Source organism: Maribacter zhoushanensis, from assembly GCF_029350975.1.
GTDB classification, from domain to species: domain Bacteria; phylum Bacteroidota; class Bacteroidia; order Flavobacteriales; family Flavobacteriaceae; genus Maribacter; species Maribacter zhoushanensis.
The window spans coordinates 571,638-590,198 of record NZ_JARKMR010000003.1 but is presented as its reverse complement, the minus strand read 5'-3'; the positions used below and the strand labels follow the sequence as shown (position 1 = coordinate 590,198).

General features: G+C 35.1%; 11 protein-coding genes. 8 read left to right on the top strand and 3 right to left on the bottom strand.

From position 1 onward, the window contains the following. Window positions 1-73 precede the first annotated feature (73 nt). Both PXD56_RS12945 and PXD56_RS12940 read right to left on the bottom strand, forming a co-directional pair. Window positions 74-790 carry a ribonuclease activity regulator RraA gene (locus PXD56_RS12945; RefSeq protein ID WP_276493763.1) on the bottom strand — a complete coding sequence of 239 codons (717 nt, stop codon included), beginning with the start codon at window positions 788-790 and terminating at the stop codon, window positions 74-76. 22 nt (window positions 791-812) lie between these two features. Further along, entirely contained in the window at window positions 813-1,781 is a 969-nt protein-coding gene (locus PXD56_RS12940; protein ID WP_276493762.1) for a sugar phosphate isomerase/epimerase family protein, read from the bottom strand. A gap of 173 nt (window positions 1,782-1,954) precedes the next feature. Between PXD56_RS12940 and PXD56_RS12935 the strand changes: the two genes are divergently transcribed. From PXD56_RS12935 to PXD56_RS12910, 6 genes are all read left to right on the top strand, one after another. Continuing rightward, a complete protein-coding gene (locus PXD56_RS12935) occupies window positions 1,955-4,273 on the top strand; it encodes a chondroitinase-B domain-containing protein (protein ID WP_276493761.1) in 2,319 nt (772 codons plus the stop codon). Window positions 4,274-4,296: 23 nt separating this feature from the next. Continuing rightward, window positions 4,297-5,349, top strand: coding sequence for a polysaccharide lyase family 7 protein (locus tag PXD56_RS12930; RefSeq protein WP_276493760.1), 1,053 nt, complete (start codon window positions 4,297-4,299; stop codon window positions 5,347-5,349). Between the two features lie 248 nt (window positions 5,350-5,597). After that, a complete protein-coding gene (locus PXD56_RS12925) occupies window positions 5,598-7,937 on the top strand; it encodes a chondroitinase-B domain-containing protein (RefSeq protein ID WP_276493759.1) in 2,340 nt (779 codons plus the stop codon). A 2-nt stretch (window positions 7,938-7,939) separates the two neighbouring features. After that, window positions 7,940-10,168: an alginate lyase family protein gene (locus tag PXD56_RS12920; protein WP_276493758.1), complete on the top strand. Its 2,229-nt coding sequence runs from the start codon at window positions 7,940-7,942 to the stop codon at window positions 10,166-10,168. Window positions 10,169-10,187: 19 nt separating this feature from the next. Then, a complete protein-coding gene (locus PXD56_RS12915; RefSeq protein WP_036156630.1) occupies window positions 10,188-10,562 on the top strand; it encodes a cupin domain-containing protein in 375 nt (124 codons plus the stop codon). An 88-nt stretch (window positions 10,563-10,650) separates the two neighbouring features. Beyond that, window positions 10,651-11,901 carry an Nramp family divalent metal transporter gene (locus PXD56_RS12910; RefSeq protein WP_276493757.1) on the top strand — a complete coding sequence of 417 codons (1,251 nt, stop codon included), beginning with the start codon at window positions 10,651-10,653 and terminating at the stop codon, window positions 11,899-11,901. Between the two features lie 117 nt (window positions 11,902-12,018). On the opposite strand, the gene PXD56_RS12905 is transcribed toward PXD56_RS12910, so the two are convergent. Next, window positions 12,019-13,113, bottom strand: coding sequence for a type I phosphomannose isomerase catalytic subunit (locus PXD56_RS12905; RefSeq protein WP_276493756.1), 1,095 nt, complete (start codon window positions 13,111-13,113; stop codon window positions 12,019-12,021). Window positions 13,114-13,743: 630 nt separating this feature from the next. On the opposite strand from PXD56_RS12905, the gene PXD56_RS12900 reads away from it, so the two are divergent. Both PXD56_RS12900 and PXD56_RS12895 read left to right on the top strand, forming a co-directional pair. Continuing rightward, entirely contained in the window at window positions 13,744-16,743 is a 3,000-nt protein-coding gene (locus PXD56_RS12900) for a SusC/RagA family TonB-linked outer membrane protein (RefSeq protein WP_276493755.1), read from the top strand. A 25-nt stretch (window positions 16,744-16,768) separates the two neighbouring features. Continuing rightward, complete coding sequence (locus tag PXD56_RS12895; protein WP_276493754.1) at window positions 16,769-18,364, top strand: RagB/SusD family nutrient uptake outer membrane protein; 1,596 nt, start codon at window positions 16,769-16,771, stop codon at window positions 18,362-18,364. Window positions 18,365-18,561: the final 197 nt, after the last annotated feature.

Sequence of the window (18,561 nt, the reverse complement as noted above, 5' to 3'; positions counted from 1 at the left end):
AAATTTGTCTATAAATAAAAAGGTGGTCAGTTCTTTAAAGAACTGACCACCTTTTTTTATCTAATGATTAATATTAATTTCTATCTACTTTCCACTTTTCAAACTCTGCCTTTATACCTTCATCTACCATAGGATAAAGACCTATTACTGCCCTACCTCCTTGAACTTGCTCTATCACAAATTCCTCATACATTGTCATTTGTATACATTCATCTGCAACCTCATCGGCAAGATGCGCAGGTATTACCATTACGCCGTCATCGTCTCCAAGTATAACATCACCAGGAAATACGGCAACATCACCGCAACCTATAGGATCATTAATAGCTATTGCTTGGTGCAACGTTAAGTTCGTTGGTGCCGTAGGTCTATTATGATATGACGAAAAATCCAAGTCGGCAATTTCTGCGGAATCCCTAAACCCACCATCGGTAACAATACCTTCTGCATTTCTCACCATTAGCCTTGTAACCAAAATAGATCCTGCAGATGCTGCTCTGGCATTTTGCCTACTATCAATAACCATTACAGCGCCTTCTGGACATTCTTCAACAGCTACTCTTTGTAAATGCTTTGGGTCTCTAAATACAGAGATGGGGTTTAAGTCTTCACGAGCAGGTATGTAACGTAATGTATATGCTTCACCAACCATAGTGGGTCTACCCAATTTTAATGGTTTTACGTGTTGTATAAACTGATTTTTCAATCCTTTTTTAAATAAACAAGTTGCAACGGTTGCCGTACTTACTTTTCTTAATTTTTCTTTTGTTGCCTTAGCTATTTTGGTCATTGTATATTTTCTAAATTTTATATTATTCTGCCTTTGCCCAAGCTTCTCTTAAAAAGATCAAATCTTTTTTCATTTTAGCAAACACTTCTTTTTTATCCATTGATATTTTTGTAGCCCCATGCTCTGCTCCACCCAAATCATATTCTAGATGTAATGATATTGGCACATTGATCTTATATTTTTTAAGTAAAGAGAAATATCTATTAAAATCTACCATACCCTCACCTAAAGGTGTATTAATAGGCTCCCATGAATCACCTTTTATCCCCCATTTAAAATCTTTAATTACTATAGATTTTATGTAAGATTGAATACGGCGTAAATCTAACTCCCAACTTTTGCCACCTTCTACAACGGCATGTCTTATATCATACTGACAACCTAAAAACTCACCATTCGCTTTTGAAAAAATTGTTGGTAGATCCCAAATAGGTGCGCCCACGTGATTACCTGCATGATTTTGATAGCATCCAATTAATCCTAACTCTTTATTTAAGTCTTCTAAATTTTTAGCTTGGGCTGCATATTGAGCCAAACTTTCATCAATAGCTATATCCTCAGGGTAACTTAACCAACCTGTTCTATAATACTTTAACCCCAAAGAACTGGCAGTTTTCAATACTTCGCGTTGACCGGCATCTTCAATATTCCAAACATTGGTGGTCATCATTTTAGGTGTAAACCCATATTTTTCCATTGCCGCTACCGCTACGGGTAAATCTTCATTTACCTTTTCGGGCAGTATATGGCCTTTTGGGCGTACCGTTAAGTCTAATCCATTGAATCCTATTTCTGCAGCTGCAGCAGACATTTCGTTATAATCAAGAAATTGTAAATGTTTGGAAAAAAGGTGAACCTCAATAGCATCATTGGCAGCAATTTTTGGCTGTAGAAAATCACCTTCTAACCTTACTAAAGGCAAGCCTGCCAATGCCATAGCCGACTTCTTGGTGAAATTTCTCCTAGATATACCTTTTTTATCTTCTCTCATTTTTAATATCCCTTTTATATTTTATCAATAGGTTTTGTGTTAATTAGTTGTCATTCTTACAAATATATGTATTTTTGGTCAACCAAACTGGTTAACCAGTTTAGTGTGATTGTAACATAAATCACACTCCTAAAATCTACAATTAGTTTCAAACCAGATTAATAACATATATAATGAAAAAGTATTTTTTACTATTAGCATTTGTTTTTATACTGTTTTCTTGCAGTGAACAATCAAGTAGCAGCGCTATAACCGTAAACGATATAAATGAATTGAACACAGCAATTGCCCAGGCAAAACCTGGCGATGATATTGTTATGGCCAATGGAGATTGGAAAGATGTGAACATTAAATTTGTAGCATATGGTAATGAGAAAAATCCTATCACATTACGGGCAGAAACCCCTGGTAAGGTTTTGATTACAGGTACTTCAGATTTAAAACTTGCCGGTGAATATTTGAACATTAATGGGCTTCATTTTACGAATGGATCATCTCCCTCATCAGCCGTTATTGATTTTGGCATTAGTGAAGACTCGGTAGCCAACCATTGTAAAATTACCAACAGTGCGATTATAGATTTCAACAAGGCTCAACGTAATCAAACAGATTTATGGGTTTTGTTTAAAGGGAGACACAATGAACTAGATCATTGCTACATTGCCGGAAAATCTAATAGAGGACCAACAGTAAGAATCGACTTGGCCGGTAACAACAGTATAAAGAACTACCACAAAATCACCAATAACTATTTTGGTCCTAGACCTCCTAAGGGCGGACCTAGTGCAGAAACTATTCAACTTGGCAATAGTTTTACCTCTATGGCGCCTAGTTATACTTTAGTTGAAAATAACTTTTTTGACCACTGTAACGGTGAAGTAGAAATTATCTCTAGCAAAACCAATTTCAATGAGTTTAGAAACAATGTTTTTTACAAGAGTGAAGGTTCATTGGTTACAAGACATGGTAACTACTGTATTATTGATGGCAATGTTTTTATTGGGGATGAAAATTCTGAACAAATAGGTGGTATACGATTAATTGGTACAGGACATTGGGTAACCAATAACTATTTCTACAATTTAAATGGAAAAACTTTTAGGAGTCCGCTTGCCGTTATGAACGGTATTCCAAAATCACCTTTGAACAGATATTTACAGGTTACCGATGTTGTTGTAGCCAACAATTCTTGGGTAAATTGTGTGTCGCCTTGGCAATTTGGAGTAGGTTCTAACACAAACCAAAAAGACATTCTGCCAAAATCTGAGATTAGATCGGCAACACCTATACGAACAACTGTAGCAAACAATCTTATTTATAATGACAAAGGAGATGAGCAACCCATTGTTAAACATGACTCTATAGACGGCATTAGATTTAAAAGTAATGTCATTAACAACCAAGGAATTATGTTTGATGATGTCGACGGACTTACCCAAAAAGATTTTGGTACTACTGTAGCCGATGGCGACATTCTTATGCCCGATAATTCATTGGCAAACTTTGAACTTTATAGCGGATTTGAATTTGACCAGATCACTGCAGATTTGTTCGGTAATTCTAGGGCAGATAATAATATGGTGGGTGCAGTAGTAGGCAAACCTGTGAACAAAAAGGATATGATGGATGTATCTCAATACGGTACAGACTGGTATTCTAACACAGCTTCTAAGAACGAATCTGGTAAAACACATGCAGCAGGCACAACAACAGAACTTGTAAATGCACTTACATCTGCAAACAATGGAGACACTATCAACTTAACCGCCCAACGATACGATTTAAGTTCTCCATTAAAAATTGACAAGTCTATAACTATAATGGCTACTGCAGCAGATGCAAAAGCAACTATTGAATACAAAGGGGCATCTGAAAGTCCGGCATTTGAAATGAATCCGAAAGGGCAACTTACGCTCAAGAATATTCAGCTTGTAGGTAACAAAGAACAATACGCTTTTGCTAGTTTAAAAAACAACATGTCTAGCCTTTACAATCTAAATGTTATCGATTGCGAAATATCCAATTTCGATTATGTTTTAAAAGCATATAAATTATCGTTTTCAGAGTACATCACTTTTAAATCTACGGAAATTAAAAATTGTGCAAACGGGTTAGAACTATCTGAAGAAACAGATGACAAGGGCGAATATAATGCCGAGAACATTACCATTGACAACTGTTTGTTTGACGGTGTTGCGAATAACGTGATCGACTACTATAGAGGTGGCTACGACGAATCTACCGTTGGCGGTAATTTAGTTGTCCTCAATAGCACATTTACTCATTGTGGTTTAAAAAGTGAAGAAGGTCTGCTTCTAAATACATATGGAATTATCAATGTAAATCTTGAGAATAACAAATTCATTGATAATCCTGTTCAACTGGTTGCGCGTTTATGGGGAGCAAAGAACAATAGGTCATCTAACAATGAAATAAAAAATTCCGGAAAATTAATCGTACAAGAAAACCTTCCTCTTAAACTGATGTACTAATAACACGCAAAATATATTACAATATGAAAAAATCTATAGTTTCCATCATTGCAGTAATAACTTTATTTGCCTGTAAAGACAACTCAAAAAAAGCTTCAGATACTACTGAAAAATCTACAAAAGATAGTGTAGTTACCACAAAATACCCAAGCGATGTCATCCCATTTATGGATGAATGGAAAATTCTATTAGGTGATGGCACCTATGAAGATAATCTTAAAGATTACGCTAAAGATGATTTCTTTTACGTTGCTAACGACGGCAAAACGGATTGGGTAGTATACAAAACACCAAACAGTGGTATCACCTCAAGAACATCTAGTAATACTAGAACAGAGCTAGGTCAAAAAGCACATTGGATACCCGAAACAGGCGGAAAATTGACCGGCACATTAAAAGTACAGCACGTATCAACTTCCGGCGACGCTAGAGTTGCCGCTTCTTATGCTGTTGTTGTTGGACAAATACATAGTGATGAAGGACACGAAAATGAGCCGATAAAAATATTCTACAAGAAATTTCCAGGACATACAAAAGGTTCTGTTTTCTGGAATTACGAAATTAACACTGAAGGAGACAATTCAAAAAGATGGGACTACTCCTCAGCTGTTTGGGGTAATGACATGTCAGTAGTAGGACCAGATTCAACAACCGCTCCAGAAGAACCAGAAAATGGTATTGAATTGGGAGAAGAGTTTAGTTATGAAATCAATGTTCATAAGGGTATTATGTACTTAACTTTTAAAAGTGACGGTCACAAAACGGTTAAATTCACTAAAAATCTATTGGTATCTGAATTCACTAAAACATTACCAGAACAGATAAAAACATTATATGCGTCTATAGGTCGTGATGGTCTGGAACGTGAAAATGCATACGCTGGTGAAATTCAATATTTTAAACAAGGGGCATATAACCAAACCAATGGCAAATCTCCAGAAGACAATATTGTATGGAGCACTGGTGCCGATACTTATGATGGCGATATTGCAAAGCAATATGCAAATGGCGATTACGCTGAAGTATGGTTTAGAGAAGCTACTGTTGGTGCAGGTACTGAACCAAATGAGGAATAACATTAAGTTTTCTTATCGGGTTGTTATTTAAAGTTTATTTTAGACCATAAACTAATCATTCTTTATGTGACCAAATAGACTTCTAATTACTGATAGATATACAAGTAATAGAATTTATCGAATTGATGATTTCTAAAGTAGATAATTATCGATTCGTAATTTAAACCGCCCTTTTTATGTTAAATATTTGCTAGTCTTACAAATATCCTTATTTTTGGTCAACCAATTTGGTTAACCAATTTTAACTTATGAGACAACGCCACCTTCTATTCTTATCTGTTTTTCTTTGCCTATTATATTCCTACACTACACCACAACAAGATTATGTAGTAAAAACTGTAGCTGAGTTTAACGATGTTTTGCAAAAAGTTCAACCAGGAGACAACATTATCTTAGCCAATGGAGTATGGATGAATGCCGAACTTCTTTTTGAAGCAAACGGAACTACGGAAAAACCTATAACACTTATTGCAGAAGAAAAAGGAAAAGTAATTTTATCCGGAGCTTCCAACCTTAGAATTGCAGGTGACCATTTAATCGTTAAAGGACTAGTATTCAAAAACGGTTATACCCCTACTAATGCTGTTATTTCTTTTAGAAAAAGCAGAGAACACATGGCAAATAATTCTCGACTGACCGAGTGTGTAATCGATAACTTCAATAACCCAGAACGCCAAGTTCAAGATTACTGGATAACCATCTACGGAAAAAATAACCGTATTGACCATAATCATATCGCGGGTAAAAAGAATTTAGGAGTTACCATGATTGTTGGTTTGGATACGGAAGAAAGTAGAGCCAATAATCACCAAATAGACCATAATTACTTTGGACCTCGCCCTACATACGGTAACAATGGCGGTGAAACTTTAAGAATAGGCACCAGTCACCACGCATTAGAAAAATCGAACACCTTAGTAGCATCTAATTATTTTGACAGAACTAATGGTGAACATGAAATCATCTCAAACAAATCTTGTAATAACACCTTCAAATACAACACTTTTTTTGAATGTACAGGTACGCTAACTATGCGTCATGGAAATGAAACCTTAGTTGACGGTAATGTATTTATTGGCAATAACAAGCCAAGTACTGGTGGTATACGTGTAATTAATGAAACGCAGACGGTAATCAACAACTACCACATAGGTCTAACCGGATATCGTTTTAGAGGTGCTTTCGTTATGATGAACGGTGTACCAAACTCGCCGCCAAATAGATATGTACCTGTTATAGATTCTAAAGTAAACAACAATACTTTTGTAAACTGCGACAATATACTTTTTGGTGCAGGTAGCGATGCAGAGAGAAGTCAGGCTCCAAAGACTTCTGAATTTTCAGAGAATATCATTTATAACGAAACCAAGAAAGATGTATTTACAATTGATGATGATATTAGTGGTATCACTTTCAGAAACAATATTCTTAGTGAAAATTCAGATACCACAATAGAAGAAGGTTTTAAAAATGCCAAAATTAAATTGGTGACAGATAAGAACGGATTCTTAATCCCTACTTCTAACAAGATTAAAACTAAGGTTTCTATTAGCCCTAAAATTGCTACCAAAGAAAATACAGGTACTTCATGGTATTCAAAAGCAGACAACACCGTTGCACTAAATTCTGGTAATATCATAAATGTAGCGGCAGGCATAAATACCTTGTACGATAAAGTAAAAGAAACTAAGCCAGGTGATATTATCGTTTTAGAAGATGCCGGCACTTACTTACTGACTAAAGCATTAAAAATTAACCATCCACTTACGTTTAAAACTGTAGGAAAAGAAAAAGCAACCATTTTATTTGAAAGAATGATGGCTTTTGAAATTGAAAATGGAGGAAGTTTATCTTTGGAAAACATCACTTTTGACGGTACTAAATCTCCAGACTACGCAGGTAACTCGGTTATTAGCACCAGTAAAAAATCTATGATAGATAATTACAAGTTATTCATAGATAAATGCGAGTTTAAAGATATGGTCGTTAATCATTCTTTTGACGTACTACGTGTTTCTAAAGGCACATTTGCCGACACTATTAGCATTCAAAATTCGAAGTTTAAAAATATATCTGGTAGCATTGCCGCCTTAGACAAAGAAACAGATGATATTGGCGCTTATAATGTTGAGTACTTTATTATGAAGAACAATGCTATTAGTGATCTACAAGGTGCTGCGTTAAGATTATACAGAGGTGGTAAAGATGAAAGTACTTTTGGTCCGTTTTTAGAGATGGAACACAATGTATTTGATCATGTTGGTTACGGATCTAAAAATAAATATGATGCTACCGTTTCCTTATACGGCGTTCAAGAAACCGAAATAAAAAACAATATTTTTAAAGATAGTAAGTCCATTACTATGCACTTGGTCGTTGGTGAGCCAATCGTTAAGGTTTTGAACAATGCTCTTAGCAATTCTGAAAAACTAATTGTTACAGGTGACCAAAAATATATAGTAGAAAACCAATGGGAGCTTGAACCTAAATTTTCTAAAAACAGTAATTATTCACTAAGTGCAGATTCCCCTTTAAAAGGCAAAGGCACTGATGGTAAAAATCTAGGCCTATTAAAAAAGGAACAATAAACATGAACAAGTACATAACATCATTACAAATTTTTGTTTGCGCTATATTTATAACCTTAAGCGCAAATGCTCAAGAACACCCAAGTCTTATTCTAACAAAATCTGGAGTGGAGAAGATTAGAGCAGAGTTGGGTAACGTACCTTTATTCGATGCTTCTTTAGAAAAACTAAAACAACAGGTAGATGCCGAAATAGCCTTGGGCATAGATACGCCTATTCCAAAAGATTATTCTGGCGGCTATACACATGTACGTCATAAGCGTAATATGTACGTAATGCAGCAAGCCGGTGCTCTATACCAAATTTTAGATGATGAAAAATATGCAAAATATGTAAAAGACATGTTATTGCAATATGAGGAAATGTACAAGACATTACCATTACACCCAAAAACTAGATCATATGCGCGTGGCAAGTTATTTTGGCAGTGTTTAAATGATTCTAACTGGCTTGTTTATGTGAGTCAAGCTTATGATTGTATTTACAATTACCTGAGCAAGGCAGAAAGAAAAAAATTGGAGAACAATCTCTTTAGGCCATTTGCTGATCATATTTCTGTAGACAGCCCACAATTTTACCAGAGAGTACACAATCATAGTACATGGGGTAATGCTGCTGTTGGTATGATCGGTCTTGTAATGAACGATAAAGAATTAATTGATCGCGCACTATACGGAATTCCAGGATTAGAGATGGATAAATCTGCAAAAGACGATGATGGCGGATTCATTAATAAAGAAGGAAAAGCTGGATTTTTAGCCAATATAGAAGAACCTTTTTCACCAGACGGATATTATAATGAAGGACCATATTATCAACGCTACGCCATGTACCCTTTCTTAATTTTTGCGGAAGGATTGCACAATGTAAAACCTGAACTCAAAATTTTTGAATATAAAGATGGTGTGTTGTTAAAATCTATAAACGCGCTCTTAAATTTATCTGATGCAGATGGTGACTTCTTTCCACTGAACGATGGTCAAAAAGGAATGTCCTATTACACTGACGCATTGGTATCAGCTGTTGATATTTCTTATTACTACGGATCACAAGATCCTGGCTTATTAAGTATAGCGGCTAAACAAAACAAAGTATTATTAGACGATTCTGGTTTAGCAGTAGCCCTAGGCGTTAAAAATGGAAAAGCTACCCCCTTCAATAAAAAATCTATTAATCTGTCTGACGGACCAGAAGGAAAACAAGGTGGTGTAGGTATTTTACGTAGTGAGAATTTGGAGCTTGTATTTAAATACGCCTCACAAGGATCAAGTCATGGTCATTATGATAAATTATCCTATTCCTTTTACAATAATGGCAATGAAGTATTACAAGATTATGGATTAGCCCGTTTTGTAAATATTGAACAAAAAGGCGGTGGTAATTATCTAAAGGAGAACAAAACTTGGGCCAAGCAAACTATTGCACATAATACGCTGGTACAAAACGAGAAATCTCATTATCAAGGTAAATATGATATTGGAAGTAAATATCATCCAGATCTTTATCTATTTGATGACTCTAATGCTTCAGTACAAATAGTTAGCGCCAAAGAGACCAATGCCTACCCTGAAACTGAAATGCACAGAACCATGGCAATTATCAAAGATGATAGTTTTGAAAATCCTTTTATGCTTGATATTTTAAAGGTAGACGCAGATAGTACAAATCAATATGACTTGCCTTTTTACTTCTTAGGACAAGTAATAAAAACTAATTTTGAGTATGAAGTACCAAATACGCTAGAAACTTTAGGTAACGACAATGGATATCAACATCTTTGGTCTGAAGGTTGTGGAAGTACAACGGAAGAAAACACAAAAATAAGCTGGTTAGACAAAGGTAAATTCTATACCTTGACCTCGACAATTTCAAAAGATGACGAACTTAGATTCGTTAGAATAGGTGCAAACGATCCTAAATTTAACTTAAGAAGAGAAGCTGGTTTTATAATCCGCAGAAAAGATACTCAAAACACCATGTTTGTTTCAATTACAGAGTCGCACGGAAGCTATAGCCCCGTTACAGAATCTGCCATAAATTCTAATAGTAATATTAAGGAACTTAAAGTAATTTTGGATAATGTAGATTATACTGCTATTTCAATTACTACCGTAAACGACATTACTAAGGTATTTATCATTGCAAACAACAATGCTTCGAAAAAGGCAACACATACATTAAATATTAACGACAAAAACTATGAGTGGTCTGGCTCATATTATTTTAAATAAAAACAGAAAATCAATAGTTATGAAGAGATTTAGCGAAAAGTACGTTATTACAAAAGACATGGAATGGGAAGTACTTGGCGGTGGAGTGTCAAGAAAATTCTTAGGATATGACAATCAAATTATGATGGTAAGAGTAAAATTTGATAAAGGAGCTCTAGGTGCACCACACCAACATTTTCATACACAGGCTACTTATTGTGTATCAGGAAAATTCGAATTTGTAATTGACGGAGAAAAACAAATAGTAGAAGCTGGAGACGGTGTTTACATTGAGCCAAATTTATTACATAGTGCAGTTTGCCTTGAAGAAGGTGAACTTATTGACACTTTTAGCCCTGTAAGAGAAGATTTCTTGAGCGGTGTGGGTCCATCCTATTTTGGAGATAAGGAATAAAGTTACAACTGTTTTCAGCCATTATAATAGCTAAGAACAGATGAACAACAATACTATTTTATAACATTTAAATGCTGGACCAATAATTATGACAACAGAAAATATATCCTTCTCAGGAAAATTTAAAAAACGTCTTAAAGATTTTGGCCCAGCATTTTTTATTATCGGTTATGTTGTAGGTACCGGCAGTGTTACTTCTATGGTAGTATCTGGCGCAAAATATGGGCTAAGCCTGTCATGGGCACTTTTATTATCATGCTTCTTCACCTACTTCTTATTGGTTTCCATAAGTAAATTGACCATAGTTTCCGGTAATACCCTAATGTTCAATTTTAAACAAACTTTTGGCAAGCCGCTTACAATTTTTATTATTGCGGCGTTACTCGTTTCCATAGTATCATCTTGTATAGGTGTTATGGGCGTAGTAGCAGAAGTTACCATGGAATGGATTTCTGTAAAGACCTCCATATCTTTTCTTAATGCACCAATCGTTGCCATATTTTTTATCGCACTATTAATAGCACTGTTCTGGACTGGTAAACACGAAAATTTTATAAAGGCCATGAGTATCATGGTAGGTTTTATGGCTCTTGCATTTATCGTTACCAGTTTTATGGTTGTGAAAGAAGCAGGTACATCTATTACCGAATTCTTCCCTGAATTGCCTAAAGGTGATAATAACGGATTAGTAATTGCCGGTATAGTAGGTACTACAATGGCGGGCGTATGTTTGGCATCTCGTAGTATTTTAGTTCAAGAGCAAAACTGGGGACTAAAAGACTTAAAAACTGAGAATAAAGATGCTATGTCATCTATGATCATGACCTTTTTCATTAGCCTTGCCATAATGATAAGCGCTACAGGTACATTATATTTTAAAGGAGCACCGGTAGATGACGCTACTGATATGATGGATGCTTTAGGGCCTTGGGCAGGGGATTTTGCCCTTACCCTATTTACTTTAGGAATCATTGGCGCGGGACTATCTTCAATTTTCCCTAATCTTTTATTATTTCCATGGCTTGTAGCTGATTATACCGGCACAGAAAGAGACATGAAAAAGCCTCTTTATAAACTAATTGTAGTATTGGTTGCCTTATCTGGTCTAATTGTACCATTATTAGGAGGAAAACCAGTTTGGATTTTAATTGCCTCTCAAGCATTAAGTCCTTTTGTGATGCCATTGATAACACTCTTTCTTCTTCTTCTTTTAAATAATAAGAATATAATGAAAGAACATAAAATTGGTCTAGGATTAAATTTAGCTTTGGGAGCCACATTTATTTTCAATTGCTATATGCTCTATGTTGCCCTGAACGGTTTTATTGATTTCATTTAGTATTACATCTGAAACAATCATTTAGATTGCAATAGAAAAAGGCTTACAATTCATTTGAATATTATAAGCCCTTCTTTATCATCTTCTGAATTGAACAATAGTTATTCAACCTCTTCCTTAACTAGGTGGATAGCATAATAAGATTTTCGATGCTACGGCAGATTTGAACTCCACTTCATCTATAGCTGCCGAAAAGAATACTTCATCACCTTGTGCATAACTATATTCTTTACCTCCACATATTACTGTGCCTTCACCATAATATATAACGGCAACGAAAAAGCTTCCGTTCGCTTTGATGGTATGTGCCCCATCTAAATCTAACTCGTTTAAACCAAAGCAGTCTGTATGTGTTTCGTTAAAAATGGTATTTAAGATATGAGTATCAGATGAATCTATTGTTTTTGGTGAAACCTTCCATCTGCTTATTGCCTCTTCATAAGAACAGCCATTATAATGAAAGCAGTCCAACATATTTTGCTCGCCAACCCCTTGATGTATTAATTCATCAGAAATTGTTAATCCTGCAGGAGTAACTTTTTCTACACGCATAGTATAATCGGTAGGCTCTTGTACTTCCATTAAAAAACAACCACTACCAATAGCATGTGGCACTCCGCCATAAATCATATAGGCATCACCAGGGTTCACTTCAATTTTATGTAGACTGTTGAGCATACCCTCAATATCTTGATTTACAAAAAGAGTTTCCCACTGATCTCTGGTAACTCCTTCTTTAAAGCCCATGTAAATAACACTTTTCTCTCCATCTATTTCGCGCTTGTTCAATACATACCAAGACTCTGTTTTACCAAAGGCGGAATTCAACATTGTTTTAGCATAATCTTTATCTGGGTGCACTTGTATCGTTAATCTTTCTTTTGAATCTAGCATCTTGATCAAGACACCTGTAGCTCCAAATTTATCCGCCAACGACTTACCCAAATACAATTCCTTATTAGAATCTACCAATTCTTTCAAAGAATAGGTACCCGTAGGTGTTTCAACCATAGACAGACCCTCATCTTCTGGTCTACCGTTTCCTCTAGCTGTTACTGTAGACATAATCCACTCTTCTGGCATACTACCATCTATTTCTGGCGAATCTTTTTTCCATTTATCTATCAAAGCCCCACCTTCATAAGTTCTCCAAACTCTATTAGAGAATTGTTTTAAGGGTATATATGCATATTGTTCTAAATCAGTGTTCATATCGATGTATTAAAGTGTGTAAAAATCTTCAAAATCAATGAAAATTTACTTTTCAAATTCATTGATTTTAATCAAAAACCAAATAAAGTTTTAGAATTTTAGAGAGGAAAACCGTTCAAATCTAGCCATTTATATGCGAACTGTAAACAAAATATAGCCCAAAATACCCCATAAAATGTCATTTTTTAAAAATAGCCCATTTGTTAACAAAATATCAAATCCTCAATATTCATAGGGCTTAAAAGCAGATTTCAAAAATTGAGAGACTTTGAAAGTTGTTAAAATGAAAAATTCTCTTTTTTTAACGAAGAAATAACATATATTTGGTAAACCAAATTGGATAACCAGTTTGGAAAACCAAAAAATCAACAGTACTCAAATTAAATTCGAACTTAAACTTCAATTAAACTCAATGGCACAAAAATCACATTAACACATTTACAGAAACATCATTTATTCCTTCTTAAGGACTAAAACTAAAAGTGTACTATTTACTGTTCAAAATTTTTCAAATTAAAAACTAGGGAAATCAAAGAACAGATGTAAAATGAAAAGATTAACCTTTTTCATTTTGAATGCTTTAATCAGACTTAACAAAGTCGAACTTAAATTAACATAACAAGATTACAAATGAATTTAAAAACGAAATTAGTATTAATGATGGTATTGTTACTCAACGTATCATTATTCGCACAAGACGGCTACACCTTAACAGGTACGGTTACCGATGAAACTACCATGCCGGTACCAGGTGCCAATGTTGTTATTCAAAATACAACTACTGGTACTTCTACAGATTTTGATGGTAATTTTTCTATAACTGTATCTAATGGTGATGTTTTGGTATTCTCTTCCATAGGGTATGCTACAAAAAATGTTGATATTACAGGACAACAAACCTTAAACGTTGTTTTAGCAGAAGACGCAAGCCAACTTGAAGAAGTTGTTGTAGTAGGTTATGGTTCTCAGAAAAAAAGCGACATTACTGGATCTGTTTCTTCTGTAAAATCTGAGGAATTAAATGCTTTTCCACTAGCAAGTGCTGAACAAGCATTGCAAGGTCGTGCAGCAGGTGTTGTTGTACAGTCTAACAATGGTGGTGAGCCAGGAGCTCCAATTGCTATAAAGGTAAGAGGTAACACTTCTATTGGCGCAAATAGCGGACCATTAGTTGTTGTTGATGGTTTCGTAGGCGCAACAATGCCACAACCAAATGATATTGAATCTATTGAAGTATTAAAAGATGCTTCTGCAACAGCTATCTACGGTTCTAGAGGTTCTGGAGGTGTTGTATTGGTTACTACCAAAAAAGGTAGAACAGGTAAAATTTCAGTTGAAGTAAACACTGCTTATTCAGTACAGAGTACTGCTAATAGATTAGATCTTTTAGATGCAGATGAATTCGCTAGATATCAACAAATAATAAACCCTACTTACGAGCAAGGACCTGCTAATACTGATTGGCAAGATGTCATTTACAAAACTGGTAGCACGGCTAACCATCAGTTTTCTTTCTCTGGAGGAAGTGAGAACATTAATTTCTACGCTTCAGCAAACTACTTTAAGCAAGAAGGTATTGTTACCAATTCCGATTTTGAGAAATTAACTTTCCTTTCTAACATTGATGCTCAAGTAACGGATAAATTAAAATTAGGAATGAATTTATTTGGCAGTAGAGACACTAAAAATGGTGTACTTACCCAATCTACGGGAGAAACTGCAAATGGTGGTGGTGATGATGTTATTTCATTGGCATTTAGATTTACTCCAGATAGAGGTATTTATGATGAAGATGGTAATTTCACGCAAAACTCTGTTGGTGATGGTGTTGAAAACCCTTGGGCAGTTGCCAATGAATTGGTAAACGAGACTAAGGTTGATAGATATAGAACAAACTTCTATGCAAACTATGACATTTTAGATAACCTTGCTTTTAAAACAACTTTTGGTTACAGTACGCTTAACGAAACAGTTGGTGCTTTTAAACCACAGACTTTTCAACTTTCAACAGGTTTTGCAAGTTTGGCAAATAGAAGAACTACAAACCTTTTAAGTGAAAATTACTTAACGTACAACGCTGAAATAGGAAAAGGTAATTTAACTTTATTAGGTGGTTACTCTTATCAGAAGACAAATACAGTTAGATTTTCTGCACTTACACAAGAACTTCTTTCTGATGATTTCTTATTTTACAACTTAGCTGCGGGTGAAGTACAAACACGTAGAGTTACTTCATCAATTTCAGAATCTGAAATTCAATCTCAATTTGGTAGATTAAATTATGACTATGATGACAAATATTTATTGACTGCTACAGTAAGACGTGATGGTGCTTCTAACTTCGCAGAAAATGAAAAGTATGCTATTTTCCCTTCTGGAGCTATTGGTTGGAAAATTTCAAACGAAGAATTCTTAAAGGATAGCGAAACTATTTCTAACTTAAAGTTAAGAGCTAGTTACGGTGTAACCGGTAACCAAGCAATTTCTCCTTACCAATCTTTAGCAGAATTAGCAGTAACACCTGCAACAGCTATTGAAACAGCTCCTTCTGTTTCTGTTGCCCAAGAAGCTAACCCAGATTTGAAATGGGAATCTTCTTACCAAACAAACATTGGTGTTGATTTAGGTTTACTAAGTAATAAAATTTCTCTTTCACTTGATTACTATAACATTGATACGAAAGATCTTTTATTAGAAACGGCAACATCGCCTGCTTACAGCGGTGCAGTAGATTTAGAAGTATTCTCTAATGTTGGTGAAATCAATAATAAAGGTTTTGAAGTTACTTTAAGTACTAGAAACATTAGTAAAGAAAACTTTAGCTGGACTACTGATTTCAACTTAGCTACGAATAAAAATGAAGTTATTGCTTTAAATAACGGTGATATCATTGACAGTGCGGCTCCAGGTTATTTCTCTGGAAAAGACACTTACATTTTAAGAGAAGGTGAAGCTATTGGTTTATTCTGGGGTCTTGACTACCAAGGTGTTTATCAAGGTGGTGATTTACCTGCAGGAACAGCACTTAAAGGTGGTTTTGCTGAAGCAGGTGATCCATTATTCAGAGATATTGATGGTAATGGTGAAATTGATACAGGTGACCAAACTATTATGGGTGACCCTAATCCAGATTTTACATTTGGTTTCACAAACAATTTTAGATACAAGAACTTAGATTTAAATATCTTCTTCCAAGGTTCTCAAGGAGGAGAAATTTTAAACCTAACTAACGTGCAGTTGTTTAATGGTGATTCTAACACAATTACAGATGCATTTAATGCTTGGTCTCCAACAAACACTGATTCCAATATACCATCTAACAAAATTAGAGATAGAGAAATCTCTTCTAGATTTGTTGAAGACGGGAGCTATATTAGATTAAAGAATATCGCTTTAGGTTATACTTTCCCAGTTGATGTAGTTGAAAAATTAGGAATGGATAATCTAAGAATATCTGTAAGTGCACAAAACTTATTAACTTTCACAAGTTACTCAGGTTTAGACCCTGAAGTAAGTTACTTCGGTAGCGGTGGAGGAAGTACAGGCTCTGGTAATGTAGTTCAAGGTCATGATTTTGGTAACTACCCTACCGTTAGATCTGTAAACTTTGCACTTAACTTAAAATTTTAATCAATAATTTAAAATCATATATATAATGAAAACATATAAATATTTATTCTTATTGATTGGCTTAACAATCGTAGGATGCTCAGATTTAGAAGAAGATCCAATTACCGAATTGAGTCCTGACAGTTATTTCAGTGCTTTAAGCTTAACAGAAGTAGAAGGTTTTGTAGCCGGTTCTTACGCACACATGGTGCACAGAAACTTTATGTCAAGAGAAATGACCCAGGCTCTTATGTTCCGTAGCGACATGATGGCTATAGGTAGAACGGGTGCTCAAGAAAGAATTGATCACGACAACTTTACCGTACAGGCAGATAACGCTTTAATTGCTGGTGGTTCTAATGTATACTGGCCAAAAGTGTATCAAATAATTGGTGCAGCAAACGAAGCTATAAAATCTGGTCTTTCATTAACTGATGTTGATGAAGCAGAAAGAAACGAAGTAATTGCAGAAGCACGTTTTGCAAGAGCGTTTGCTTATTTTCATTTAGTAAGACAATTTGGTGATATTCCTTATTTAGATGATACTACTGTTTTATCAGAAGCTGCGGTTGCAGAAAGAACTCCTGCTGCTACTGTATACGAAAACATCATTGCAGATTTCGAATTTGCAAAGGCTAATTTACCAAACACGCAGCCTACAAGAGCTATCCCAGCTAAATCAGCTGCAAGTGCATTCTTATCTTTAGTTTATTTAACTTTAGAAGATTGGCAAAAATCATATGATGAAGCTAAAGAAATCATCAATAATGAAGGGACTTACAATTTAGGACTTGAACCAAATTTTCAAGACCTGTATGATGCAGTTAAAATTGATCAATCTTTAGAACCAATTTTTGTATTAGATTTTACTGGAGTTTCAGATGGTGACCAAGGAAGAGATTACCAAGTTGCTTTTACCGGTATTAGATCAGACGATCAATATGATATGGGAGGCGGCTGGTCTGTTGAAGTTCCTGCTTTAAAAGTGTTTACTACTTGGGATGACTTAGATTACAGAAAGACAGTTACTTTTGATGCTACTGCAGTTCAAGATGGAGAAGTTGTGCCTTACACAAATTTCACAGATGCTGACGGTAGAGCTGTAAATAGACCTCATGTTGCCAAATACACACGTATGGCAAGTAAATTACCTCAACAAGATGGTAACGGTAGATCTTCTCACTCTAATTATATGATGATGCGTTATGCAGAAGTATTAATGATAGGAGCTGAAGCTGCTAACGAATTAGGGCTAACTGTAGAAGCTGAAGCTTGGGTTAACCGCGTTATGGCAAGATCAAGAGCAGGTGGTGTTTCTTGGGTAAATGGCGAAGAAGTGACTATACCAGCTAGCACAGTTCCTGAAGATTTCTCAGGTCTTTCACAAGACGACTTCAGAACTAGAATCTTGGAAGAAAGAAGATTGGAATTTGCTTATGAAATGAAAAGATGGTACGACATTGCTAGAAGAAAATTAGGTAATGATGTATTTGGAGCTGATGGTTTGGAGTCTGAAGTGTCTACAGAATCTGGAGTTGGACCTGGTCCAAAATCTTTTGACCCAGCTAAAGATTACCTGTTCCCAATTCCTCAATCTGAAATAATAATAAACCCGAACTTAACACAGAACCCAGGGTACTAAAAAATTATAAAAGAAAGTTGTTTGAGTTAGTTTTTTAAGATGGCTGGCTTTTTTGAGAGAGCCAGTCCATCTTTCTTTAAAATTTAAATGAAGTTTACAATATTAAACTCTTGAAAAATTTGATAAGACATTTATTTTCATAAATTTGATAAACCAATCTGGTTAACCAATTTTTCATAACATTGAAAATGTGATAT